Origin of the sequence: Bradyrhizobium monzae, from assembly GCF_021458635.1 — a bacterium.
Classification (GTDB): Bacteria; Pseudomonadota; Alphaproteobacteria; order Rhizobiales; family Xanthobacteraceae; genus Bradyrhizobium.
Genome location: NZ_JAIRDQ010000006.1, coordinates 412,062 through 435,794 on the forward strand (window position 1 = coordinate 412,062; position 23,733 = coordinate 435,794).

At 63.4% G+C, this 23,733-nt stretch carries 22 protein-coding genes and 1 pseudogene; 13 read left to right on the forward strand and 10 right to left on the reverse strand.

Features of this window, described 5'->3' with window-relative positions; all coding sequences use genetic code 11:
- Positions 1 to 121 precede the first annotated feature (121 nt).
- Positions 122 to 1,534 (forward strand): FAD-binding oxidoreductase, encoded by a 1,413-nt coding sequence (locus tag K3F49_RS23815; RefSeq protein WP_234683376.1) that lies wholly within the window; start codon positions 122 to 124, stop codon positions 1,532 to 1,534.
- An 8-nt stretch (positions 1,535 to 1,542) separates the two neighbouring features.
- On the forward strand, positions 1,543 to 2,208 hold the full coding sequence (locus K3F49_RS23820; protein WP_234683377.1) for a GntR family transcriptional regulator: 666 nt from the start codon (positions 1,543 to 1,545) through the stop codon (positions 2,206 to 2,208).
- Between the two features lie 6 nt (positions 2,209 to 2,214).
- On the opposite strand, the gene K3F49_RS23825 is transcribed toward K3F49_RS23820, so the two are convergent.
- Together K3F49_RS23825 and K3F49_RS23830 are read right to left on the reverse strand one after the other, a co-directional pair.
- On the reverse strand, positions 2,215 to 2,436 hold the full coding sequence (locus tag K3F49_RS23825) for a hypothetical protein (protein WP_234683472.1): 222 nt from the start codon (positions 2,434 to 2,436) through the stop codon (positions 2,215 to 2,217).
- Positions 2,437 to 2,510: 74 nt separating this feature from the next.
- A complete protein-coding gene (locus K3F49_RS23830; protein WP_234683378.1) occupies positions 2,511 to 2,696 on the reverse strand; it encodes a hypothetical protein in 186 nt (61 codons plus the stop codon).
- Between the two features lie 230 nt (positions 2,697 to 2,926).
- Here K3F49_RS23830 and K3F49_RS23835 point away from each other — a divergent pair, with 230 nt between their 5' ends.
- The 3 genes from K3F49_RS23835 (at position 2,927) to K3F49_RS23845 (ending at position 6,614) form a co-directional block, all read left to right on the forward strand.
- On the forward strand, positions 2,927 to 4,948 hold the full coding sequence (locus K3F49_RS23835) for a YgiQ family radical SAM protein (protein WP_234683379.1): 2,022 nt from the start codon (positions 2,927 to 2,929) through the stop codon (positions 4,946 to 4,948).
- 503 nt (positions 4,949 to 5,451) lie between these two features.
- Complete coding sequence (locus tag K3F49_RS23840) at positions 5,452 to 5,910, forward strand: Rrf2 family transcriptional regulator (RefSeq protein ID WP_234683380.1); 459 nt, start codon at positions 5,452 to 5,454, stop codon at positions 5,908 to 5,910.
- A 20-nt stretch (positions 5,911 to 5,930) separates the two neighbouring features.
- Positions 5,931 to 6,614 (forward strand): class I SAM-dependent methyltransferase, encoded by a 684-nt coding sequence (locus K3F49_RS23845; protein ID WP_452101114.1) that lies wholly within the window; start codon positions 5,931 to 5,933, stop codon positions 6,612 to 6,614.
- Between the two features lie 54 nt (positions 6,615 to 6,668).
- Here the strand turns inward: K3F49_RS23845 and K3F49_RS23850 are convergent, their stop codons facing one another.
- The 3 genes from K3F49_RS23850 to K3F49_RS23860 form a co-directional block, all read right to left on the reverse strand.
- Positions 6,669 to 7,640 (reverse strand): alpha/beta hydrolase, encoded by a 972-nt coding sequence (locus K3F49_RS23850; RefSeq protein ID WP_234683382.1) that lies wholly within the window; start codon positions 7,638 to 7,640, stop codon positions 6,669 to 6,671.
- A 423-nt stretch (positions 7,641 to 8,063) separates the two neighbouring features.
- Complete coding sequence (locus K3F49_RS23855; RefSeq protein ID WP_234683383.1) at positions 8,064 to 8,351, reverse strand: DUF1488 family protein; 288 nt, start codon at positions 8,349 to 8,351, stop codon at positions 8,064 to 8,066.
- Positions 8,352 to 8,393: 42 nt separating this feature from the next.
- Complete coding sequence (locus K3F49_RS23860; protein WP_234683384.1) at positions 8,394 to 8,732, reverse strand: hypothetical protein; 339 nt, start codon at positions 8,730 to 8,732, stop codon at positions 8,394 to 8,396.
- Between the two features lie 209 nt (positions 8,733 to 8,941).
- Here K3F49_RS23860 and K3F49_RS23865 point away from each other — a divergent pair, with 209 nt between their 5' ends.
- From K3F49_RS23865 to K3F49_RS23875, 3 genes and pseudogenes are all read left to right on the forward strand, one after another.
- Positions 8,942 to 10,000, forward strand: coding sequence for an AraC family transcriptional regulator (locus K3F49_RS23865; protein WP_234683385.1), 1,059 nt, complete (start codon positions 8,942 to 8,944; stop codon positions 9,998 to 10,000).
- Between the two features lie 232 nt (positions 10,001 to 10,232).
- Positions 10,233 to 11,231 (forward strand): ABC transporter substrate-binding protein, encoded by a 999-nt coding sequence (locus K3F49_RS23870; RefSeq protein WP_234683386.1) that lies wholly within the window; start codon positions 10,233 to 10,235, stop codon positions 11,229 to 11,231.
- A 164-nt stretch (positions 11,232 to 11,395) separates the two neighbouring features.
- Positions 11,396 to 11,494: pseudogene (locus K3F49_RS23875) on the forward strand (IS5/IS1182 family transposase); the annotation flags it as partial.
- A 298-nt stretch (positions 11,495 to 11,792) separates the two neighbouring features.
- Here K3F49_RS23875 and styB read toward each other — a convergent pair.
- Together styB and styA are read right to left on the reverse strand one after the other, a co-directional pair.
- The gene (gene styB, locus K3F49_RS23880) at positions 11,793 to 12,296 is read right to left on the reverse strand and encodes a styrene monooxygenase NADH-dependent flavin reductase subunit StyB (RefSeq protein ID WP_234683387.1); all 504 of its coding nucleotides are present in this window, start codon (positions 12,294 to 12,296) and stop codon (positions 11,793 to 11,795) included.
- A 6-nt stretch (positions 12,297 to 12,302) separates the two neighbouring features.
- A complete protein-coding gene (gene styA / locus K3F49_RS23885; RefSeq protein WP_234683388.1) occupies positions 12,303 to 13,553 on the reverse strand; it encodes a styrene monooxygenase subunit StyA in 1,251 nt (416 codons plus the stop codon).
- Positions 13,554 to 13,670: 117 nt separating this feature from the next.
- Between styA and K3F49_RS23890 the strand changes: the two genes are divergently transcribed.
- On the forward strand, positions 13,671 to 14,600 hold the full coding sequence (locus K3F49_RS23890) for a LysR family transcriptional regulator (RefSeq protein WP_234683389.1): 930 nt from the start codon (positions 13,671 to 13,673) through the stop codon (positions 14,598 to 14,600).
- 30 nt (positions 14,601 to 14,630) lie between these two features.
- Entirely contained in the window at positions 14,631 to 15,653 is a 1,023-nt protein-coding gene (locus K3F49_RS23895) for an LLM class flavin-dependent oxidoreductase (protein WP_234683390.1), read from the forward strand.
- A gap of 63 nt (positions 15,654 to 15,716) precedes the next feature.
- Here K3F49_RS23895 and K3F49_RS23900 read toward each other — a convergent pair whose 3' ends face one another.
- Together K3F49_RS23900 and K3F49_RS23905 are read right to left on the reverse strand one after the other, a co-directional pair.
- Positions 15,717 to 17,276 (reverse strand): autotransporter family protein, encoded by a 1,560-nt coding sequence (locus tag K3F49_RS23900; protein ID WP_234683473.1) that lies wholly within the window; start codon positions 17,274 to 17,276, stop codon positions 15,717 to 15,719.
- A complete protein-coding gene (locus K3F49_RS23905; RefSeq protein ID WP_234683391.1) occupies positions 17,266 to 18,600 on the reverse strand; it encodes a hypothetical protein in 1,335 nt (444 codons plus the stop codon). The genes K3F49_RS23900 and K3F49_RS23905 overlap by 11 nt, the downstream gene beginning before the upstream one ends.
- A 506-nt stretch (positions 18,601 to 19,106) precedes the next feature.
- On the opposite strand from K3F49_RS23905, the gene K3F49_RS23910 reads away from it, so the two are divergent.
- Positions 19,107 to 20,360, forward strand: a complete 1,254-nt coding sequence (locus K3F49_RS23910) for a cation:proton antiporter (protein ID WP_234683392.1) — start codon at positions 19,107 to 19,109, stop codon at positions 20,358 to 20,360.
- A 50-nt stretch (positions 20,361 to 20,410) separates the two neighbouring features.
- Here K3F49_RS23910 and K3F49_RS23915 read toward each other — a convergent pair whose 3' ends face one another.
- The gene (locus K3F49_RS23915) at positions 20,411 to 21,007 is read right to left on the reverse strand and encodes a TetR/AcrR family transcriptional regulator (protein ID WP_234683393.1); all 597 of its coding nucleotides are present in this window, start codon (positions 21,005 to 21,007) and stop codon (positions 20,411 to 20,413) included.
- Positions 21,008 to 21,108: 101 nt separating this feature from the next.
- Here K3F49_RS23915 and K3F49_RS23920 point away from each other — a divergent pair, with 101 nt between their 5' ends.
- Entirely contained in the window at positions 21,109 to 22,404 is a 1,296-nt protein-coding gene (locus K3F49_RS23920; protein ID WP_234683394.1) for an MFS transporter, read from the forward strand.
- Between the two features lie 197 nt (positions 22,405 to 22,601).
- Complete coding sequence (locus K3F49_RS23925; protein ID WP_234683395.1) at positions 22,602 to 23,699, forward strand: glycoside hydrolase family 3 N-terminal domain-containing protein; 1,098 nt, start codon at positions 22,602 to 22,604, stop codon at positions 23,697 to 23,699.
- Positions 23,700 to 23,733: the final 34 nt, after the last annotated feature.

Consider the following 23,733-nt stretch of genomic DNA (forward strand, 5'->3'; position numbering starts at 1 on the left):
GGCTTAGGGAGCCTTGTTTTTGCTTTACTTTTTGTCTTGTACCTTACATACAAGATAGACGCAAATTCTTTCCGCCGTCACGGAGCGCATGAGGCGCAGCCAAAATTGGAGGAGGTCTCGCATGAACATGGTGACCCCCGTCGGACATCCCGAGCCATTACTCGCCGCCTTGCGTGACAAGCTCGGCGCCGCAGCCGTGCTGACCGGCAGCGACGTGCCCGCGCGCAATTGCAACGACTGGAGCGCAAGCCTGCCGCAGACGCCGCTCGCGGTGATCCGGCCGCTCGATGCGCAGGGCGTTGCCGATGCGATCATGACTTGCCGGCAGGCGCGCCTGCCCTTCGTGCCGCAGGGCGGCTTGACCGGGCTTTGCCGCGGCGCTGCGCCCGAAGCGGGCTGGGTCGCGATCTCGCTGGAGCGCATGACCGGCATCGAGGAGATCGATCGCGCCGCGATGACGATGACGGTGAAATCGGGCACGCCGCTGGAGACGATCCAGAAGGCCGCCGACGAGGCCGGCTTCTTCTTTCCGCTCGATCTCGGCTCGCGCGGCTCCTGCGCGATCGGCGGCAATCTCTCGACCAACGCCGGCGGCAACCGCGTGATCCGCTACGGCATGACGCGCGAGCTGGTGCTCGGTCTCGAAGTCGTGCTGCCGGACGGCACCATCATCACCAGCCTCAACAAGCTGATGAAGAACAATGCCGGTTATGACCTGAAGCATCTCTTCATCGGCTCGGAAGGCACGCTTGGGATCATCACCCGCGTGGTGCTGCGACTGTTTCCGAAACCCCGCTCGACGATGGCCGCCCTCTGCGCATTGAAGGACTATGCGGCAGTGATCGCGCTGCTCGATGCCGCACGCAGCGGGCTCGGGCCGCTGCTGTCGGCGTTCGAGGTGATGTGGCTGGACTATTGGGACGTGATCACGACGCGTGCCGGCGTTAAGCCGCCGGTCGCCGCCGGCCAGGGTCTCTATGTGCTGGTCGAGGCGCAGGGCACCGACGAGAGCGTCGATGCGCCGCGTTTCCAGGCCTGGCTCGAAGAGCTGATGGAGCGCGGGCTGCTGGCGGATGCCGCCGTGGCGCAATCGCTGGCGCAGACGCAGGCGTTCTGGCGTGTGCGCGACATCTGCGCCGAATTCGGCCAGGTGCTGGGTCCGCACATCTCCTACGACATCGGACTTGCAGTGGCGCGGATGGACGAGTTCGCCACGCGCTGCAAGGCTGCGCTCGCCTCCGGCATCAAGGGCTGCGAGAGCGTCTATTACGGCCATATCGGCGACGGCAATCTGCACCTGGTCTCCTGGGTCACGGGCCTTCCCGTCGAGCAGCAGCCCAAAGAAGAGATGGACACGATCATCTATGGTCTCGTGCGCGACATGGGCGGCAGCGTCTCCGCAGAGCACGGGATCGGCACGCTGAAGAAGAAATGGCTCGGACACGCCCGCAGCGAGCCCGAGATCGCCTTGATGCGGACGTTGAAAGCCGCGCTCGATCCCGATCATCTGCTCAACCCCGGCAAGGTGATTTGAGAACATCGATGCGCTCGCTGAAGCTCGATGCGCCGAAATCGCTGTCGCAGCGGGTGATGCTGCGGCTGCGGCAGGCGATCATCGAAGGCGAGTTTGCGCTTGGTGCCGCCATCTCCGAGGAGATGGTGGCGAATTCCTTCGGGGTCAGCCGCACGCCGGTGCGCGAGGCGATGGGCCAGTTGCAGGCGCAGGGGCTCGTCGTGATCCGCCCCCAAGTCGGCAGTTTTGTGTTCACGCCGAGCGCCGAGGACATTACCGCGCTCTGCACGTTCCGCATCGCGCTCGAACCCAAGGCCGCCGAGCTTGCGTTTCGCCACGACCGCGATGGCGCGATCGCGACCATGAACGATGCGATCGCGGCGATGGAGCCGGCGGTCGAGGCCAAGGACAACATCGCCTATGGCCGCGCCGACGCCACCTTTCACGAGGGCCTGTTCGCGCATTGCGGCAATCGCTACCTCGCCGAGTCCTACCAGCTCGTCTCGGGCCGCGTCGCCGCCCTCCGCACCAATCTGACCTCGCCGATCGACGTGCGCACCCGCTCCTCCTTCGACGAGCATCGCAAGCTGCTCGATCTGTTCGCGCGCGGAGAGTTCGCGGCCTTCGAAGCGGCGATGACGACGCACATCACCAATTCCGGCGTAGTCTACGCAAAAGCGCTGAAGGTGAACTGAGGGGGCCTACCGCGCGTCTCTCGATTCCGGTCTGTCCAGAAAATCCAGCGCGGTGTTGATCTGTTCGAGCTGATGCTCAATTTTGTCGCGGTCCTCGACCGACTGCGCCTTCTCGAGCTGTTCCACAAGCGTCTGCTTCCGCGACAGCAAATTCTCTATGACTGTATTCACAGTTCCCCCATCGCCCGAGGCGAATATCGAGGCAACCCAGATCCCGGGCACCGGCACGCGCAAGCCGGGCTCAGCACGAGCCCTCAGGTCAGAATGTTCGCAAGCGCAGATAGTTCCTCCGAATGAACCAATCAACGCGTCGCGACAACATCAGCGACCTGCGCGGGGGCGAGATGCGAGCGCGCGACGGAGACCGAGAACACCGACGCCAATACGCAGAGCATGCAGAGCCGCATCCGCACCGTCCTGCGATCGGAGATCGGCAGGAACACGAAAAACATCATCGCCAGAACCAGCAAAACGTCGAACAGAAGCATCGATCTCTCCCTCGAAACGAAGGGGAGGATGACCCGCTACCACCGCCCGGTATGTGGGTGGCGTCACACACCCGATGGCTGGCCTCGCGCGCATGGTGGCGAGCCGGGCACGACGGCGGAGGTCCGGCAGGCGCTGGCGAAGGGTTGACGCGCCGAGCGACCGCGGAACCGCCATCTTTCATCCGTCCGTCGGTTGTATTCGTGGGCGCGGAGTCCTATGCGTAGGCGCCATGGACATCCAGATCATCGCCGCCGAAAAGCCCCTGATGGCGCATGCCCGCCCGCGCAAGCCGGCGCCGTTTCTTCCCATGAGCCGCGCCGAGATGGACGCGCTCGGCTGGGATGCCTGCGACATCGTGCTGGTGACGGGCGATGCCTATGTCGACCATCCGAGCTTCGGCATGGCCATCATCGGCCGGCTGCTGGAGGCGCAAGGATTCCGGGTCGGCATTATCGCGCAGCCCGACTGGCACTCGGCCGAGCCGTTCAAGGCACTCGGCAAGCCAAAGGTGTTCTTCGGCGTCACCGGCGGCAACATGGACTCCATGGTGAACCGCTACACCGCGGATCGCCGCCTGCGCAGCGACGATGCCTATACGGCCGGCGGCGAAGGCGGCAAGCGGCCCGACCGCTGCACCATCGTCTACGCCCAGCGCTGCCGCGAGGCGTTCAAAGACGTGCCGGTCGTGCTCGGCGGCATCGAGGCGTCGCTGCGCCGGATCGCGCATTACGACTACTGGTCCGACAAGGTGCGCCGCTCGGTGCTGGCCGATGCCAAGGCCGACCTGCTGCTCTACGGCAATGCCGAGCGCGCCGTCGTCGAAGTCGCGAACCGCCTTGCCGCCGGCGAAGCACCGCGTGAGCTCGACGACATCAGGGGCGTCGCACTGTTCCGCCGCGTGCCCGAGGATTATGCGGAGCTGCACGCCGACGATCTCGATTCCGCCGATGAAGGCGCCGCGCGCCAGAAGGGCGCGACCGTGATCCGGCTGCCGGCGCTGGAGCAGGTCGAGGAGGACAAGGAAGCCTATGCGCGCGCCTCACGCGTGTTGCATCGTGAGAGCAATCCCGGCAACGCGCGCCCGCTGGTGCAGCGGCACGGCGACCGCGATCTCTGGCTCAACCCGCCGCCGATCCCGCTCACCAGCGAGGAGATGGACGCGGTCTACGACCTGCCCTATGCGCGCGCGCCGCATCCGTCCTATGGCGAAGCAAAAATTCCCGCCTGGGACATGATCAAGTTCTCGGTGACGATCATGCGCGGCTGCTTTGGCGGCTGCACCTTCTGCTCGATCACCGAGCACGAAGGCCGCATCATCCAGAACCGCTCGGAAGGCTCGATCCTGCGCGAGATCGAAAAGATCCGCGACAAGACGCCGGGCTTCACCGGCGTGATCTCCGACATCGGCGGCCCGACCGCCAACATGTACCGGATGGCGTGCAAGGACCCGAAGGTCGAGGCCGCGTGCCGAAGGCCGTCCTGCGTCTTCCCGGAAATCTGCCCGAACCTCAACACCTCGCATGACGATCTGATCCGGCTCTATCGCAAGGTGCGCGAGACCAAGGGCATCAAGAAGGTGATGGTCGCCTCGGGCGTGCGCTACGACCTCGCGGTCGAGAGCCCCGAATACATCAAGGAGCTCGTCACGCATCACGTCGGCGGCTACCTGAAGATCGCGCCGGAGCACACCGAGCGCGGCCCGCTCGACAAGATGATGAAGCCGGGCATCGGCGCCTATAACAAGTTCAAGCGGATGTTCGACGCCGCGGCCGAGCAGGCCGGCAAGAAATATTACCTGATCCCGTATTTCATCGCGGCGCATCCGGGCACGACCGACGAGGACATGATGAACCTCGCGCTCTGGCTCAAGAAAAACCGCTATCGCGCCGACCAGGTGCAGACCTTTCTGCCCTCGCCGATGGCGACCGCAACCGCGATGTACCACACCGGCGTCAATCCGCTGCGCGGCGTACGCCGCGGCGGCAGCGACAAGGTCGAGGCGATCAAGGGCCTGCGGCAGCGCCGCCTGCACAAGGCGTTTTTGCGTTACCACGACCCCGACAATTGGCCGGTGCTGCGCGAGGCCTTGATCGAGATGGGCCGCCGCGACCTGATCGGCTCGCGTCCCGACCAGCTCGTGCCTGCGCACCAGCCACCCGGCACCGGCAAGGCCGCCGGCACCAAGCGCCCCCTGCGCCCCGGCGGCAAGACGCAGAAGTTCACGACCAAGGGTCTGCGGGTGATGAAGTAGCGGGCGAGAGCAAAAACGCGCCCGATGCCGTCGCCCTTGAAAACGAAAGTCGAAAACAACCCCATGCACAGTAGCCGGGGATAGCGAAATCAGGCGCTTAAAGCGCAACGAGATTTGGGTGAACCGTCATCACGCTTGATCTTGTTGTTCAAGCACGATTTTCTGAAAACCCGCAGAACGCTTGACCCGTCGGGCAAAACAGGCGCATGGTGACATCATCGGGACTGTGGGCCGGCCCCTCGCCCGCTACTCCGTATCGATATCCTCGAGCTTCACGCCGCGTCCTGCGCGCAAACTATTCCGTGCCTGTTCGACACGCTGCAGGAAACGAGGATCAGCACCCCGGCTGGCTTGCCGTGACGCGTGATGACGATCTCCTGCGTTTCCGCTTCACAGAACACCCGGACGTCGTCCACACGCAGCCTGTATTGCGGCCGGCGCTTTCCGTCAGATGCGCTCAAGACCGGTTGACTTCGCGCCAATAATGTAACATGTAAAGTTACATGAAACGAGACAGCCGTCTATCCGGCGTTCTGCACGTGCTGCTGCACATGGCGCAGAAGCCGGGCCCCTTCACGTCCGAGACTTTGGCGAAGGCCATGGACACGAATCCCGTGGTGATCCGCCGCATCATGGCTGGCTTACGGGACCTCGGTTATGTCCGCTCCGAAAAGGGACACGGCGGCGGCTGGACGCTCGCCTGCGACCTTTCCAAGGTGACGCTGCGCGACGTTTACATCGCACTCGGTAGTCCCACGCTTCTGGCCATGGGCAACCGGACGGAGGCGCCCGATTGCCTCGTCGAGCAGGCCGTGAATGCCGTGCTCGATCAGGCATTCCATGATGCCGAAGCGCTGCTGCTGGCGCGCCTCGGCGAGGTGACGCTGGCCATGCTGAGCGACGACCTGCGCAAGCGCCTCGGGTCGCGAAAGCATCAGGGCATGAGCGCACATCACGGGTGATGAACTCAGCAGGACGACAGATGACCGACATTCAAAACGCGTTCGCCGATCCGCAGATGGTGGCGAAATACACCGAAGGACCGCCGCGCTTCGTTCCCGGCTACAATTCCATGCTGTCGATGGCAGCGATTCTTCTGGCCGAACGCGCGCGTGAAGATGCGCGAATACTCGTCCTCGGTGCCGGCGGGGGCCTGGAAATGAAGGCCTTCGCGCAAGTGCAGCCACGCTGGAGCTTCGATGGCGTGGATCCGTCCGCCGCGATGCTCGATCTCGCGAAACAAACGCTTGGACCGCTGGCATCGCATGCGCATCTGCACCAAGGCTATATCGACGGTGCGCCGGAGGGACCATTCGACGGCGCGACGTGCCTGTTGACGCTACACTTCGTCGACGTGGAGGAACGGCTGCGGATAGCCTCCGAAATCCGCCGCCGCCTCAAGCCTGGCGCACCGTTCGTGGCGGCCCATTTCAGCATTCCCGGCGACCACCATGAACGCCCGCTGTGGCTCTCGCGATATTCTGCGTTTCTGGCCGCATCCGGCGTCGAGCCCGACAAGGCGGCCGCAGCGCGGAAAGCGGTCGATGGCCAATTGAGCATTTTGGCACCAGAGCAAGATGAGGTGATCTTGCGCGATGCCGGCTTCTCCGATCCAACGCTGTTCTACGCCGGGTTCACCTTCCGCGGCTGGGTCGCATATGCCTGAGGCGACGCCGCTTAGTGCCTTGACTGGAGTCACCTGTCCGCAAGCCTTCGCCACCTACTCGGCAAGCTTGGCAAGCGGATTCACGTCCGGCTTCTGTTCACCCAGCGCCTGGCCCTGGGCCATGCGCTGGCGGATCATGGCGACAACCGGTCCCACCTGCTCGAACGCGCGATCATGGGCGTCATCGCCGGCGACCGCCAGTTTCGTCAGGTCGTAGACGTCGATCCGGTCGCGCGCGAGTTCGCTTCGGTAGGGCTCCTGGGTCGGGTCGATATCGCCCAGGCGGGCGACGTCGCCCCAGATCGTCTTCGACAGCGAGAGCGCGCCGTCGTCGCGCGAGACGAACAGCGAGATCGGCGGCCGCACGCCACCCATCCGGTTCAGTTGCGATCGGAAGACATCGACATCGACGTCGGGAGCCACCAGCATCACATTTTTCAGCTTGCCGCGCCTCGCCGCGACAGAAGGGGCGCGGATCGCACGGCTCCGCAGCGCTTCCAGCGCGATCCAATTGCCCATCGAATGAGCCAGGAGATAGACTTCGCCGACGGCAGGCGAGCTATCGAGCGTGCTCAACACATTGTCGAGCGCGTCGCGCGAAAAATTGGCGCTTTCCCGGTCATAGGTATAGGCGCGCAGCCGCAACTCGCCGCGCGATGGCCAGGTGAACAGCACGGGCACGACCGGAACCTTGGAATCGTGAACGATCTGCGCGAAGCGATAGACCGCATCATCGAAGCGATTGTTGAAGCCGTGGACGAAGACAAGCACCTTGTTGCGACCCGACTGTTTCATCGCCGCGGTGAGGGATGCAGCGAAACGCGTCTTGTCGAGATAGTCGGCCGACACGGTCGTAAAATCTCGCTGGGGGTCGCCGGGCAGGCTCGCAGGCCATTGCACCTCGCCGATCTTGCGCGAAGCATCGGCCGGGATCGAGACCGTCACCTCGGCAAAGGACAGCTCGTCCGAACGCTCACCGCTGAACATCTCGCCGGGATCGACGTCCGACCGCTTGCGATTGGTCACGACATAGATCGGGACATTTGTGTTTCCGGGAGCGGCCTGCGCTGTCGGAACAAGCACGCCCTGCGACGGACGCCCTGCACAGCCTCCAAGGACTGCTGCGATCGACAAGGCCAACAGGACTGCTGGAGCACTGATGCGACTTGTCCGGACCACAGGCAAAACTCACAACTGAACGCAAGAGCGCGACAATTCATCGTCCGGGCAACGGAAGCGGCACCGGATATGAACCAGTCTACACCGGCTGAGCGTGCCGGGATGTCGCGGCGCGGCAACACCCAAAGGGCAACAGCTCTGGAACCTCGCCTCCCAGGCAAGAGTCGAACGGAATGGTTAAGAGGGGGACAGGGATGCCAACATCATGTCATGTGGCACAAAATGCATATATGCACAACCGCCGGCGCTGTCCTCGGCGATCCGGCCACCTCAGACAGATCGGAGGCTTTTGACGTGCTTGGAGAAGATGCGGAGCCGCTCGCGCTGCCGCCTGCCCTGCTGCTCGAAAGCGTATGATGCAACGCGCTCGACCGCGTCGCGGAGACGCCTGAATTGGGTCTCCCTTTCGTCGGGACGCGTGCCCTTCGCGCCGTCAAGGTCGTCCAGCGCGACGCTGCTTATCTCGCAGTCGACGACGCGGGCGCCGTACGTCATCGTAAACAGAAACGCCATCCGTTCCCTGTCGTAGCCAAGAACCTGGCCGCGCGTCAGCAGCACTGCGTTTTCCGCTGGGGACACTCTCGGTGGACGCGGCAATTGTCAGCCTACGGCTTCGCCGATGTCGCGCGACGGCAGCTCCGCGAGGCGGCTCGCCTGCGACGCAAAATCGTTGAACGCTGCGACCGCGTCGCTCATGTTGTGGCAGCCGCGGCTGTCGCGAGAGGCGTGAACGCGAAGATCGAACAGCTCCATCCAGAACAGGGGCGCCGCAGCTGAACCGGCTTCAAGCGTTTCGAACATGGTGATCTCGCAATCGCCAACGCGCTCGAGCGCAACCGTTCGTGCGCCATGAGCGGTATGAGGAATTCCGAGCAACTTGCCGTAACTTCGCAATATCTTCACGTTTATAGGCGGCGCGGCGCCGTCACTGCTGGACATCAAGGCCTTCGGAGCATTGGGAAAAGGGGCTGCCCCGAGAACGCAGGACCTGTCTGAGGGCAGACAACCGATTTAAGTCACGCGACACCCGGTTTCTTGTTATCGTGAGCCAATTATTTGATTTTCCATGCCGTGCGCGATCCGCGAGCGCGGCGGCAACGACTAAAGGGTTCGGCGTGCCGGCTGCCCGTTCGCCCCATCTGGAAGCAATGCCCAGCGCCACCGGCGGGATCGCTCGCCTTGTATGGGCACGCCTGCTGAACGCTGGCGTTCGCGCCGACGGTTTGCTGTCAAAGGCCGGAGTGACCTACGCGCAGATCGAGGACCGCAAGGCGCGTCTGAGCGCCGAAAGCCAGATCAAATTTCTGGAACTTGCCGCCGAGGTCCTGCACGACGACGCCCTCGGATTCCATTTGGCGCTGGACTTCGATCTCCGAGAGATCGGCCTGCTCTACTATGTCGCGGCGTCCTCAGGGACAGTCGCCGATGCCCTGACCAAGACCGAGCGCTATTGCCATCTCGCCAATGAGGGGATTTCGCTGCGATTTGCCGCGAAGGACATGGCGATCACGCTGAGATATGTCGGTGTGGAGCGACGGTCGGATCGGCACCAGGTCGAATTCTGGCTCACCTCGATCATTCGCATGAACCGCGTCCTGACCAACCGCCGCGTGGTGCCGGCCCGGATCAAGGTCGCCCATCATCGTCGCACGACGCCCGCTGAGGTCAGGTCGTTCCTGGGTTGCGAGATCGAGTTCGGGTCGGATATCGACGAGATCGTTTTCCCGCAACCCGTGGGGCTGATGCCGATCGAGAGTGCCGATCACCATTTGAACGATCTGCTGGTGTCCTTCTGCGAGGAAGCGCTTGCACATCGGAGGCCCGGCGGGGTTTCGCTCAGATCGAGCGTCGAGAATGCCATTGCGCCATTGCTTCCCCATCGCGAGGCACGGGTCGAGGAGATCGCGCGACGGCTCGGCATGAGCCATCGCACATTGGCGCGGCGCCTTGCCTCAGAGGGGTTGACCTTCACCGGCATTCTCGACGAGCTGAAGATCGACCTCGCCAAGAGCTATTTGAAAAAGGACGAATTGCCGATTTCGCAAACCGCCTGGCTGCTCGGTTATGGCGAAGTCAGCGCATTCACCCACGCCTTCAGGCGCTGGACCGGAATGACGCCACGACAATGGCGCGCCGCGAACGCTCCCAAGCGCGCCAACGACGTCAACGATACGCCCCCTCGCGCAAAGAGCGCCCGGGCAAGCTAGGGCGTGAACTCTTGAAATCAGAGTGCTCGGCCAACGTCCGCTTTGGCGCGTATTCCGGACCTAAGTCGGACATCGCGTAAGGTGCGAAAAGGGCCCAGGGCCAGTAGCCGACCTCGACTGTCAATTCGCTGAGCATACGAGACAGGTAGGCAGCGAGGCCGAACTTACTAAAGCTCGACTGGCGTGTTAGAAACCCTACGCTTGCCTCTTCTGGGCTGCTTGGGGGGTATTGTTGAAACGTCGCGACTTCATGACGCTGGTGACTGGCTTGGTCGCGGCTGTGCCGCTCGCTTCCCATGCTCAACACGCTCCGAAGCGGCTCGCCATCTTCAACCCATCGGAGGCAAATGCCGTTCTTCGCCCCGAAACCGACCAGAGATACTTCAAGGCATTTTTTGATGAGCTTCGACGACTGGGCTATGTCGAAAACCAGAACCTGATTGTCGAACCTTTCGGAAGAGAGCAGAACACATCCGGGCCTCAGACCCTGGCTGCGGAGATTGTGCGAGGCAAACCAGACCTTGTTTACGCCGTTGGGCCGGGCGCAGCGCTCTTTAAAGAGTATACAACAACTATTCCAATAGTAGCGCTGACAGGGGATCCGATAGCCTTGGGAATGGCGGACAGTCTATCGCATCCCGGTCGAAACTTTACCGGCGCAAGTATCGATACAGGCCCCTCAATCCATGGCAAACGGATGGAGTTATTGCGCGAGATCAGTCCTGCTTTATCGAAACTCGGCTGCCTCCTTCTCCGCATTCAGCTCGATGGAGTTGCCGGTCCGGCGATCCGAGCCAATGCCCAACGGGCTGGCTTGCCGATTGCTGTCTCTCTATTGGAGTTCGGTGCAAAGGAAGCCGACTACAGGAGCGCCATCGACAGCCTTTCAGGCCAAGGTGCCAATGGGCTGATGGTGGTGGACTCACCTGAGACTTTCCGCAATAGCCGTTTGATCGCACGGCTCGCGGCGGAAGCAAAACTTCCTTCGATCGGAGCTTTCCGCGAGTATGTCGAGGCGGGCGGCCTAATGGCCTATTCCTTCGACCTAACAGACTTGAACAAACGTTGCGCGAGCGATGTTGATCAGATTTTCAAGGGTGCGGCCCCAGGCAACATTCCATTCTACCAAACTTCAAAATTCGAGTTGTCGGTAAACCTTGCGACAGCCTCCCATCTCGGTCTCTCCGTGCCCGCATCACTCGCCGCCAGTGCTGACTGGATTATTGAGTAGAACGGCAATGGCGATCATCGTTCCGCTTCGGGTCATTCGCGTCGATTTTGGTATGTCCGCGTGATGTCCGGTTAGGGGATAATCTCAGAAATGCCGATTGTCCGGTTTTGCCGGTTGAACGCATCGGTTCGGATGCGATTCAAGCGCCCAAACGGGGGTCTCGAATGATGCGGTATGAACTCACGGACTTTGAATGGGCTGCCATCAGGTCGTTCCTTCCGAACAAGCCGCGTGGCATTCGCCGTGTTGACGACCGGCGCGTCCACCCTCACCCGAGACGGAATTCCGATCCCGACGAAGCTATCAAAGCGCGATAGATCCTATTGCTTGCCGCTGCCGACGGTGTCTGTTGCGCTGTCAGCCGTATATTCAACGGCACGCCCCTGGGGCAGCTCGTGGTAGCGACCGAACCCTAGACCTGCACGAAGCAGGCTGGAAGAACGCCCGGGGAGAAATCGATCTGGCAATCACCCGAAATGGGTCATCGCCAATGACCGACTTCACGATGACTTCGCACGGCGAGAACACCGGATCCGCTCAAGCCGCGGGCCGCTGCGACCCTCACCGATCCACCGGCGCGCCCGGCCCGAGATGATACCGGCTGGAAAAGAACACCAGCGGCGTGGTGTCGCGAGAGTCGCAGCTGGAGACTTCGGCGATGATCAGCGTGTGGTCGCTGACGTCGATTTGGCGTGTGACCTCGCAGGCGAACCAGGCGATGCACCCGGACAGGCGCGGCAGGCCGTCGACGATGTCATAGTCGGGACTTGCGCCGGTGTTCGGCTGGCTCGCGAAGTGCCGCGACAGGTCACGGCCATGGTCCGGCAGGACGTTGACGCAATAGCGGCCGGTCGCCGAGATCGCGCGGTGCATGCGGCCGGGCATGACGGAGACCAGCACGGTCGGCGGCGACAGGCTGACGGTGACAAAGCTGTTCGCCGTCATGCCGCAGACGCGGCCGTGCTCGTCGAGCGCAGTCAGCACCGCGACGCCGGTCGCAAAGCGCGAGGCGGCTTCGCGGAACGATGCGGGATTGGCGCGCGCCATGTCGGTCTTCGTCCGCATCGATCCTCACGCAATCGCCCTGACGGGTTCTGATGGTGCCGACATGCGTTCGATCCAGGCCTGGATGCGCTGCGGCGTCGAGATGCGGTCCCACTGCCGGTCGGGATAGTTGAAATTCTCGGTAAACTCGTTGGCCAGTGCAGGATTCTGGCTCATCGCCCCGATCAGCATGCCCAGTGCTTCCGTCGGCGGCTGCAGCATCACGTTGGTCCAGCGTGACGCCGCCAATACGCGATCCTGCCGCTTCAGATCGATCTTCTCGCACAGGCGCGCATCGAGCGCGTCGGCGTTGACGATCTCCTCGCCGAGCACGAAGGCCGCATAGGAGGCGATATTGGCGCCCTGTCCCATCATGGGATCGACGATGGCGTGGACGTCGCCGAGCGCGATCGCGCATTTGCCGTCGTCGAATTCGACCATCGTGTTGCGCACGGTCGGGACCACGCCGCCCTGCAGCAGATCCTGGGGCTGGGCGAGATCGAACCGCGCCGTATCGATGCGATCGTAGGTGGTCGGGTGATGCTTCTCCAGCTTGCCCAACAGCACCTTCAAGAAATGCTTCGGGTTGTCGTCGTAGCTGAGCGTGGCGAGTTCCTCCATGTCGCCGCCCGGCACGTTCTCCATCAGCAGCGCGTTGGCGATGCCGCCAAAGGTGATGGTCGGGATCACGATCATCTCGCCATGCCCGGGCGAGACCGAGAGCGTGACATTCATGGGATCGGGCTGCCGCACGCCGGTATAGAGCCCGACGCACAGCCGCCGTTGCGGCTGCGAATAGGGCGTGTGCTCCGGCCGGTACGTGAAGAGCTGGCCCAGCGGCCCCTTGCCGGTCGAGACGACCAGCAGATCGAAACGGGCGACCAGCGGACCAATGTCGCGCTCCTCGATGCGACGATATTCGATCTTTCCGCCACGCGTCGTGAAGTCCTGCATCAGCGCGGGGAGATAAATCCGGTAGTCGACGGCGCGGCTCGCCTTCGAGAAATCACCGCGAAAGCTCAGCGGCTGCGGAAAATTGAAGACGTGATCGTGGTAGTAATAGTGATCCTTCGGATCGGTCCAGTGATTGACGCCGAGATAGTCCTCGCGTGCGAGCGTCACGTGGTGATGCGCGACGGTGTTGAGCAGCCGGATATTTCGGTACTCGTCTGGCGACCGATCGGTGATGACCGTGGCGTCCACGCCGTGCTTCTGCAGATAGAGCGCGAGATGCAGACCGGCGATTCCGGCGCCGACGATTCCGATGTTGCGTGCCATGTCGTCCCTCCCCCGTTTCCTTGCTCGTGACTGCTTGTTTTGAGGAAGCCTAACGGCCTGCCGTGTTGCGCACCACGGAATAAATGGGATATAATTTATTCCAAATCGGAATGAATGATGGACCGGATCGATTGCCTGCGCGCTTTCGTTCGCACCCTCGAGGGTGGCAGCTTCTCGGCTGCGGCCAAGGAGCTCGGCATCGGCCAACCGGCCATCAGCAAGCGCATCGCGATGCTGGAGCGCGAGTTCGGCACGCAGCTGTTTTCGCGCACGACGCGGACGCTGAAGCCGACGGCCGAGGCGCACCGCATCTACGACCTTGCGCGGCAGATCCTCGACAGCTTCGACATGGCGCGGTCGAGCGTCGAGCAGGCAGCGCCCCGCCCCACCGGCACGCTGCGGATCGGCGTGCCCTCGTCGTTCGGACGGCGCTACCTGATGCCCGTGATCGCCGAATATGTGCGGCACCATCCGGAGGTGCGGGTCGACATCCGCTTCAGCGAGCGGTTCGTCAATCTGGTGGAAGAAGGCATCGAGCTCGCGCTGCGAATTGGAAATCTCGAAGCAAGCACGCTGGTCGCGCGCCGGCTCGGCACCGTGCAGCGCTATCTGGTCGCGACACCCACCTATCTGCATGGCCGGCCGCTGCCGCGGACGCCCGACGATCTCAGCTCACATCAGTGCATCGTCTATTCGCGGATGTCGCCTTCGCACCAATGGGCCTTCGAATCCGAGCACGGCCGTCACGTCGCGTCGATCAACGGACCCATTCACGTCGACGATGCCGACGCGATGCAGGAGGCGACGATGCAGCATCTCGGCATCGCCATCCTGCCCGACTGGAATGCGGCGGACGGTCTTCGCCGCGGCGAGCTCGAGCATGTGCTTCCCGACTACGCCATCGCCGCACTGCCGCTGCATGCGGTCTATCCGGAGACGCACTGGATGTCGCTGCGTGCACGAAGCTTTCTCGATCTCCTGGTCGCGCGCGCCGGGCATTTCGTGCCCGCCCCGTCGCATACCGACGCCGCCGGAACTGGCGGTTGACGCCGCCCCTGCCATCATTAAATGACGCCCATGAAAAAGATCGGATTTCTGTCCTTCGGACACTGGACGCCCTCGCCGCAATCGCAGACCCGCTCGGCCGGCGACACGCTGCTGCAGTCGATCGAACTGGCCGTGGCGGCGGAACAGCTCGGCCTCGACGGCGCGTATTACCGTGTCCACCATTTCGCGCGTCAGCTCGCTTCGCCCTTTCCCTTGCTGGCCGCGGTCGGTGCCAGGACGAGCAAGATCGAGATCGGCACGGCCGTGATCGACATGCGCTACGAGAACCCGCTCTACATGGCGGAGGACGCAGGCTCAGCCGACCTCATCGCCGGCGGGAGGCTTCAGCTCGGCATCAGCCGCGGCTCGCCCGAGCAGGTGATCGACGGCTGGCGCTATTTTGGCTATCGACCGGCCGAGGGCCAGAGCGATGCCGACATGGGCCGCCGTCACACCGAAGTCTTCCTGGACATTTTGCGCGGCCAGGGTTTTGCAGAGCCCAATCCGCAGCCGATGTTTCCGAACCCGCCGGGGCTGCTGCGCCTCGAGCCGCATTCGGAAGGCTTGCGCGAACGCATCTGGTGGGGCGCCGGCTCGAACGCGACCGCCATCTGGGCCGCCAAGCTCGGCATGAATTTGCAGAGCTCGACGCTGAAGAACGACGAGACCGGCGAAGCTTTTCACGTGCAGCAGGCCGCCCAGATCCGCGCCTATCGCGCCGCGTGGAAGGAAGCCGGCCACGGCCGCGAGTCCCGCGTCTCCGTCAGCCGCAGCATTTTCGCGCTGATGGACGATCGCGACCGCGCCTATTTCGGCGGCGAGCGCGGCGGCGAGGACCAGATCGGCTTCATCGATCCGCAGACGCGGGCGATCTTCGGCCGCTCCTATGCCGCCGAGCCGGAGGCGCTGATCAAGCAGCTCAGGCAGGACGAGGCGATCGCCGAGGCCGACACGCTGCTGCTGACGATCCCGAACCAGCTCGGCGTCGACTATTGCGCCCATGCGATCGAGGCGATCCTGAAGCACGTGGCGCCGGCGCTGGGGTGGCGGTGACATCTCTCAATGAGCTGCCGGGTTGCCGGATGCCAACACCGGCGCGCATGGTTCGCGATCAACTCACCAATTGATCCGGAATCCGGCCTTGCCGGTATAGGCAAAGCCGCCGCCATCGAACCGGCTCTGGTAGGACGCGTTTGCGTAGAGCGTCGTGGTCGCGTTCACCTGGCCGCTCACGCCGGCGTTGATCTCTCCCCACAAGCCACCCAGGCTGGCGTGAAACGGAACGGGGCCGGTCTCCGAAGAGAAGAAGGTTGTCGGGTTGCCGAGGAATTCGTTCCACAAATTGGGACGAATCCACGCGGTGATCGTCTGCGAGCTGTTGTCAATCGCCCAGGTCCTACCGAACCGGGCGCCGATCCGCGCGGCCAGCGAATCCACCTTGCTGAAGCTGATGAGCGCAGCCGTATCGCTGGCACTATTGATGTGGATGTTCTGATAGACGAGCTGCGCCTGCGGTTCGATGAAGTATCCGCCTCCGAGCTTGAAGGGGTAGCCGCCTTCGACGGAGGCGGCAGCGCCCTGGCCGCCGGTCTTGAGCGCCGGAAGCTCGCCACTGCCGGGGCTATTGATATCGTAGAATGTGCCTTGAAGGACCGAGTCGACATACCATCCAGTCGGACCGAAATGTGTCCAGTAGCCGCCGAGCGTGTAGGCATTGAAGTTGCTTTCGCCCGGCGTGCCGTCGACATGGGTGACCCGCCCCTGCGCCGTGCCGATCGCGAAATAAGCGCCGGCCTGATCGCGCGAGCCGTCGGGACTGTCGTGGCGATAGACGTCCATGCCGCCCTGCAAGGCCAGGAAATCATACGCGAAGTGCGGGCCCGCCGAACCACCCAGCACACCGAAACTGTCGCCCTGCTGCACGCCGTTGACACCGATCATGCGGGCCCAGCCGACCTTCGCATTCTCGGGATTTGCGCGGAAGCGTTCGTCCTCCTCCTCACCCACGCGCTCATGCAGCGTGTCGAGCAGGTTGCGTCCGTACAGAAGCGCCATCGCCGGGATTACCGCATCGAACGAGGTCTCCGGTCTGTAGTCGGGGATGTCGCCGCCGCCGCCGCCTCCGCCACCACCGCCACCGCCACCACCGCCTCCTCCGCCACAGATGGCCGCCGCAGGATGATTGGCACAAAAGACGCCGCCACCGCCACCGCGACAGCCGGGCAGGTCTGGGTGACGGAGGCAGTCGATATTTGAGCGCAGATACCAGGCTTCAGGGTTACTGGCATCAACACTCGAACGGAACAAACTGTACCGGTAAGGGCCTGCCAGGACCGGCCGGGACAGACTGAAGGCACCGGTCGCCGTCGTCGCACCATTGAGCGCGTCGACCACGAGGATTCCGTTGCCGGTCGTGAGCGCGCCGGCGCCGGTGGTATTGGCAATCCTCAAGAAGGAGTTGCCGGTCGCCGTGCCGCCATTGATGACCAGCCTGTCCGAGGGCGAGCCGTCGGTCCCGAGAAACGTGTTGAGCCCGAGCGTGCCGCCCTGGCCCACATAGTTCACAACCGTCAGGGTCTTGTAGTTCGACAGCTGTGTCGGATCACCGGCAGGCGGCGTGAACTGGATCAGACTCGAAGCATTGGTCAAATTGGTGACGTTCGAGTTACCCGTCATGGTCCAGAGCGAATTGTTTTGCAACGTGACATTGGAGGTACTGCCGGCGTCGGTGAGGGCAACACCCCGCAGCGTCGAACTGTCTGCGACAAGGTTGAGCGTGGAGCCGCCGCTGACGTTCAGCCATTGACCGTTGTTCACGACCGCCGTCACGCCGGTCAGGTTCACATTGCTGGTATCGCCGGGCGCGGCGATCGAAGCCCCGTTCGGGCTGGTCATGGTCACGCCGCTGAGTGTCGCGGTGCCGCCACTCACATTGAGCGCATTGGAGCCAGCCGTTGGCGGTCAGCGTGCCACCGGTCATGCTCAGCGTGCCGCCGCTCGTCACTCCGGCCGCGTGCGTGCCTGCGCCGGACGTGGTGACCGTTGTGCCGGCAGTGAGCGTGACGCTGCCGGAATTGTCTGCCTGCACCCCGCGGCCGCCGATGCTGTTCGGAACGGTGACAGTCACGCCCGTCGCCGCGAGCGTGCTTCCGGCGCCGCTCGCTTGCAGCCCGATTTCACCGCCGCCGCTGCCCGTCGCAGCGACGCTTCCCCCATTCAACGTGACTGCGCCGCCGTCGAGCGCCTTGGCGCCAACATCTCCGCCGCCGCCGGCGACCGTGACCGCGACTCCGGTCGCCTTGACCGTGCTTCCGGCGGATTGTGCCAACAGACCGGTTTCCCCGCCGCCGTTGCCCTCAACGGCCACACTTCCCCCGACAAGCGTGACGGCACCGCCTCCATCCGCCTTCGCACCGACGTCATTACCGCCGCCGCCCGGCATCGAGATCGTCGTAGCGGTCGACGTTATCTGGCTGCCGGATCCGGTGGCCCACAGACCCGTATTGCCGCCACCACCAACTGCATAAGTAATAGAATCATTCAGCAGGTTAATGGTGGCGCCATTCGTTGCTCGCCCGGCCACGTTGTTGCCGGCGCCGTTGAGATTGACCGTGAGACCCGTCGCACTGATCAGGCTGCCCGTTCCATCGGCAAGCAATGCAGTTCCTCCGCCACCGAAGGCTGGGTTGATGGCGGATCCTGACTGAAAGATGATCTGGCCGCCGCTTTGCGCCGAGGCAGCGGTGCTCCAGTTGCCGTTGATGCTCGATCCGGAACTGAAGATGATGGTGCCGGCCGTGTCGGCCAAACCGCCGATGCTGCCGCCATTGTTGGGATTGATGGTGACGTTGTTGGTGGTGATCTCTGCGTTCGTACTGGCATGAACGCCGGGCGTGCCGGTCAAGGTCGTATTCGGGGCGATCGAGCAGGTTCCACTTGTGGCTGAGACGGTGGAGTCCGGCGCCACCGTGCAGGTTTGCGCGGCGGCGGCATCGACCAAAGAGCCAGCGATGAGGCCGGCGCACACAGCGAGACAAGCTTTTCCTGGAATGACCGAAATCGCCCGCCGGAGGGTACGCCGCCAGTAACCTGATTTGCTTTCCGCTAGAGGCGGGGCCGAGCAAACATGATCTCTCGCGGGTTCCACCTCCTCTGGAGACAAGGCTTGCGAAGTCCGATGGACCGCACTGCTCATTGCGCCACTCCCTGAACGTGCCTGCCGTCAATTCTGACAAAACGAAAGCAGTCAAGCCGTTCTGGCGCAAAAATCGATAGAGTTTAGTTCAATCTGAGATCGCAAATCACTTTCAGAGCAATCCCATTCGAAATTGCCGCGATTGTGGCGATGGGGGGCGTTGCGGCAGTTGGTCGCGACCTGTCGCTCGCCAGCAACGAATGGGACAGAAGCGCTGACGCTCTGCCTGAAGGTTCCACTCGCCGCAAAACTCCATTATCGTGCATTTGCGCCAAAGCGCAGCCGATTCACTCTCGCGGATGGGGGCCCGCTTGGAGTTCTTTTCGCACCTGCCGATTCTTACTTCATTCTCGCTGACATTGATGCTGACACTGGTGCTTCCAAGCCTGATGCAGCGCCTGCACCTTCCCCGCCCGGTCGGATACATCCTGGCGGGCATCATCCTCGGTCCGAGCGTCCTTTCTGTCCTCAACCCCGAGGGCAAGGTCGTCACCTTCTTCGCAGAGCTCGGCAAGCTCCTGCTGATGTTCTTCGCCGGATTCGAGGTCAACATTGCCAAGTTCAACGAGGCCCGGCGCAAGGCCGCGACATTCGGCCTGCTCACGTTCGCGTGGCCCTTTGCGCTCGCAATCGGCGTGGGCGCGACGGTCGGTTACTCCGCGAATTCGTGTGCGGTCATCGGCGCGATCCTTGCGTCCCACACCTTGCTCGGGCTGCCCATCGTCAAGGAGAAGGGTCTGCTCGATCAGGAGGCCACTGTCGTAACGGTCGGAGCGACGCTGTTCACCGACATGCTGTCGATTCTCGTGCTGGCGCTTTGCGTGCCAATCCACCTCCGCGGCTTTGACCCTGCCGGGGTTCTGGTCACGCTCTTCTGGCTGGCGATCTACGTGCCCGGCGTGCTGATCGGATTGAGTTGGCTGGTCAAGCGCCTCTTGACCGTGTTCGGGACAAGCCGGGTCTCGAGCGCGCTGATCATGCTGCTGGTGATGGCCATTGCCGCGCAGGTCGCGGAATGGATCGGCATGGAAGGCATCATCGGCGCCTTTCTTGCGGGCGTCAGCCTGAAGCGCGCGTTCGGCGAGATCAAGGGCGATGACTCCCTCGAGATCATGAGCCAGGCTTTGTTCATTCCCGTCTTTTTCATTGCCGCCGGCTTCCTGGTCGATTTCAAGATCTTCTTCGCGACCGTGAGGGACCAACCGTGGCTCGTGCTCGGTGTGCTGGCAGCGCTGTTCGGCGGCAAGTGGCTTGCGGCAGCCACCACCGCACACTTGTTCGGCTATGGGAGGCCTGAACGAAACCTGATGTTCGCGCTGACCCTACCGCAGGTCGCGGCAACGCTGGCGGTCGCGCTCGTTGCCTATGGGTCGAAGAATGCTGCCGGCGAGCGCCTGATCGACCAGCCGATGCTGAACGCCACCATCGTCCTCGTCATCGTGTCATCATTGGTCGGGTTGATCCTTGCGGAGCGCGCCGCAAGACAGATCGAGCGGGCAGCACCATCGCCGGAAGCCGCGCATGCGGCGAACAGCTTGCGGGAAGCAGCACCAAATCTCAAATAGCGCCGATCTGGCGACTTATTCGTCAAAAGCGGGCGCCGTCCAGGTCGCCCTCACCCCGCCTTCACGCTCGCATCGATCAGCAGCTTCGCGGCCGCAAGCGCCGATTGCGCCGGGCCGTCTTCCGATTGCTGGCCGGTGACGTAGACGCCCTCGATCAGCAGCAAGAGCGCATCGCCGAGCACGTTCGGCTGACGCGCGCCCATGGCGGCCGCGAGCTCGCGCAGGCGCTTGCGGAAGACCTTCTTGTGCGCTTCGGCGACCTGGCGCGCCGGATTGTCGCGCGAGGGATATTCCACCGCGGCGTTGCTCAGCCCGCAGCCGCGATAGCCCTTGGCGACCGCACGCGAGGCGAGCTCGCCGATATAGGCGAGCACATGATCGCGCGCCTTGCTGTAGGACTTGCCGCCGGGGCGCTCGAAATTTTCCCAGAAGCCCAGATCGTAGTCGCGCAAATAAGCGGCGGCGAGATCGTCCTTGGAGGCAAAGCTGCGATAGAGGCTGGGTTTCGTCACACCAGCCCGGTCCACCACCTCGTCGACGCCGACGGCGCGGATGCCCTCGCGGTAAAACAACTCGCTGGCGGACGCGCGGATCCGGTCGGCGGCGCGGAGCGGCGCGTCTGCGGGCTTTTCGGCTTTTTTCGGCATCTGGCTTCGTCCGAGCTGCGACTTGAGTTTGGGCATGGGCTTGACAATGTTACTGACCGGTACGTATTAGTATCGCATCGCAATACGTACCGGTAAGTAACATGCCCCCTTCCTCCTTTCAATCCTCGTCCGTCTCCCGGCGGCCATTCGGCCAGAAATATGCCTTCGTGGTCGTCGCCGTGATCTTCATGGCGCTGCTGGCCTCGGCCGGCCTGCGCGCGACGCCGGGCGTGCTGATGCTGCCTTTACAGAAGACGTTCGGCTGGGACGTCAGCGTGATCTCGTCCTCGGCCGCGATCGGCATCTTCCTTTATGGGCTCGCAGGTCCGTTCGCTGCCGCCGTGATGCAGCGCTTCGGCATCCGCCGTACCATGCTGGGCGCGCTGGCGCTGATGTCGGTCTCGACGGCTGCGAGCTATTTCATGACGGCGCCGTGGCAATTGTTCATGACCTGGGGACTGCTGTCCGGCATCGGTTCGGGCGCGGTCGCCAACGTGCTCGGCGCCACCATCGTCAATCGCTGGTTCACCACCAATCGCGGCCTGGTGATGGGATTGCTCACGGCGAGCACCGCCACCGGCACGCTCATCTTCATGCCGGGCCTCGCGAGCCTGGTCGAATGGGGCGGCTGGAGGCCCGTGGTGCTGACGGTCGCCGCGTGCTGCGCGGCGCTGATTCCGCTGGTGTATTTTCTGGTGCCCGAGCGGCCGGCGTCGATCGGCCTGCGTTCCTATGGCAGCGCGCATGACGATCAACCGGCGGCGCCCGCTCAAGGCAATCCGTTCGTCGCTGCGATCAGCAATCTCGTGCGCGCGACCAAGGTGCCGACCTTCTGGTTCCTGTTCGCGACCTTCTTCATCTGCGGCTTCACCACCAACGGCCTCGTCGGCACCCACCTGATCGCGTTCTGCGGCGACCACGGCATCTTCGAAGTGCAGGCCGCAAGCCTGCTGGCGCTGATGGGCTTCTTCGACCTGTTCGGCACCACGCTGTCGGGCTGGCTCACCGACCGTTTCGATCCGCGCAAGCTGTTGTTCTTCTATTACGGCCTGCGCGGGCTGTCGCTGATCTACCTGCCCTACTCCGATTTCTCCCTTGTCAGCCTGTCGGTGTTCGCGGTGTTCTACGGGCTTGACTGGATCGCGACCGTGCCGCCGACCGTGCGCATCGCCAACGAAGCCTTCGGCGACAAGAACGCGCCGCTGATCTTCGGCTGGGTGGTCGCCGGCCATCAATTAGGGGCGGCCTGCGCCGCCTTCTTCGCCGGCTTCATGCGCTCGTCGCAGGGCGATTATCTGCAAGCCTTCATGATCGCGGGCGCAACCGGCATCGTCGCCGCCGTGCTGTCGCTGATGATCGGCCGGCAGCCGAAGCAGCCGGCGCTTGCTGCGGCGTGAGGATGGCGATCGATTGGTCACGACCCGCTCGTCGGCGCACTGCGCCGGCGGGCCGATTTGAAGATTGATTCCGTTGAGGAAATTTGAAATATTGAGACGACGAAGCGGGCCCCGTGAAAGCTCGCGCAGGGGCTGAGAGTTCGCGTTGCGTCCAGCTCCATCTCAATCAACCAAACGATTGGTGGCGGCCACGGCGGATGAGCGATTCCCTCCTTTCAACGGTCGGTGACCATTTCTTCATTGGCCTGAAGCCGACCAGCGTCCTCGAAGACCGCGACCGTGCGCTGCTGCGGGATCTCAGGCCGGCTGGAATCATCCTCTACAAGAGCAATTTCCGTCATGACCTGCCCTATCGGGACTGGCTGTCGGTCCACCGCGACCTGATCGCGGCGATCCGCGACGCCTCGCAGCGCGACAAGCAATTCATCGCCATCGATCACGAAGGCGGACGCGTGTGCCGCACGCCGGCGCCGATCACGCGCTTCTCCTATGCGGCGCGCTGGGCCGGCACGTCTGAGCAGGTCGGCGACGCCATGGGCGTCGAGCTGGCTTCGCTCGGCTGCAATCTCAACTTCGCGCCGGTGCTCGACATTCACTCCAATCCCGCCAACCCCGTGATCGGCGAGCGTGCCCTCGGCCGCACCGCCGACGATGTCATCAAGTCCATGCTGCCGTTCACCAAGGCGATGGAACGTCGCGGCGTGCGGGCCTGCGGCAAGCATTTTCCGGGGCATGGCGACACGCAGGTGGATTCGCATCACGAATTACCGGTGCTCGATCTCGACCTCGAGCAGATCAAGGCGCGCGAGCTGAGGCCGTTTGCCGCGGCGATCGCTGATGGCATCGGGATGATGATGACCTCTCACATCCTGTACCGGAAGCTTGACGCCAACGATCCCGTGACGTTGTCGCGGCCGATCACGCAGGGGCTGTTGCGCGAGGCGATGAAGTTCGATGGCGTGATCGTGTCCGATGACGTCGGCATGCGCGCGATGGCAGGCCGGCTCGACGCGCCGGATTCCGGTGCACGCTTCATGGCCGCCGGCAACGACATGCTGATGATCTGCTCGCACCTGACCGACACCGAGCGCGCCCGCTTCCTCGCCCAGTCGATCATCAACGGCGTCGACCAGGGCAAGCTCGATCCGGCGGTGCTGGCGGCATCAAGCCAGCGCGTCCATGCGATGCTGGATAGCACCGCGCAGAACGAGGTCGCGGAGCTTTCGGGCGAGGTGCTCGCACGCCACCGCGCCGCCGGCACCCAGTTCGACGCGGCGACCGTCGAGGTCGTCTAGGGTTATACCGGCCGGCCTCCGGCAAAATCCACCG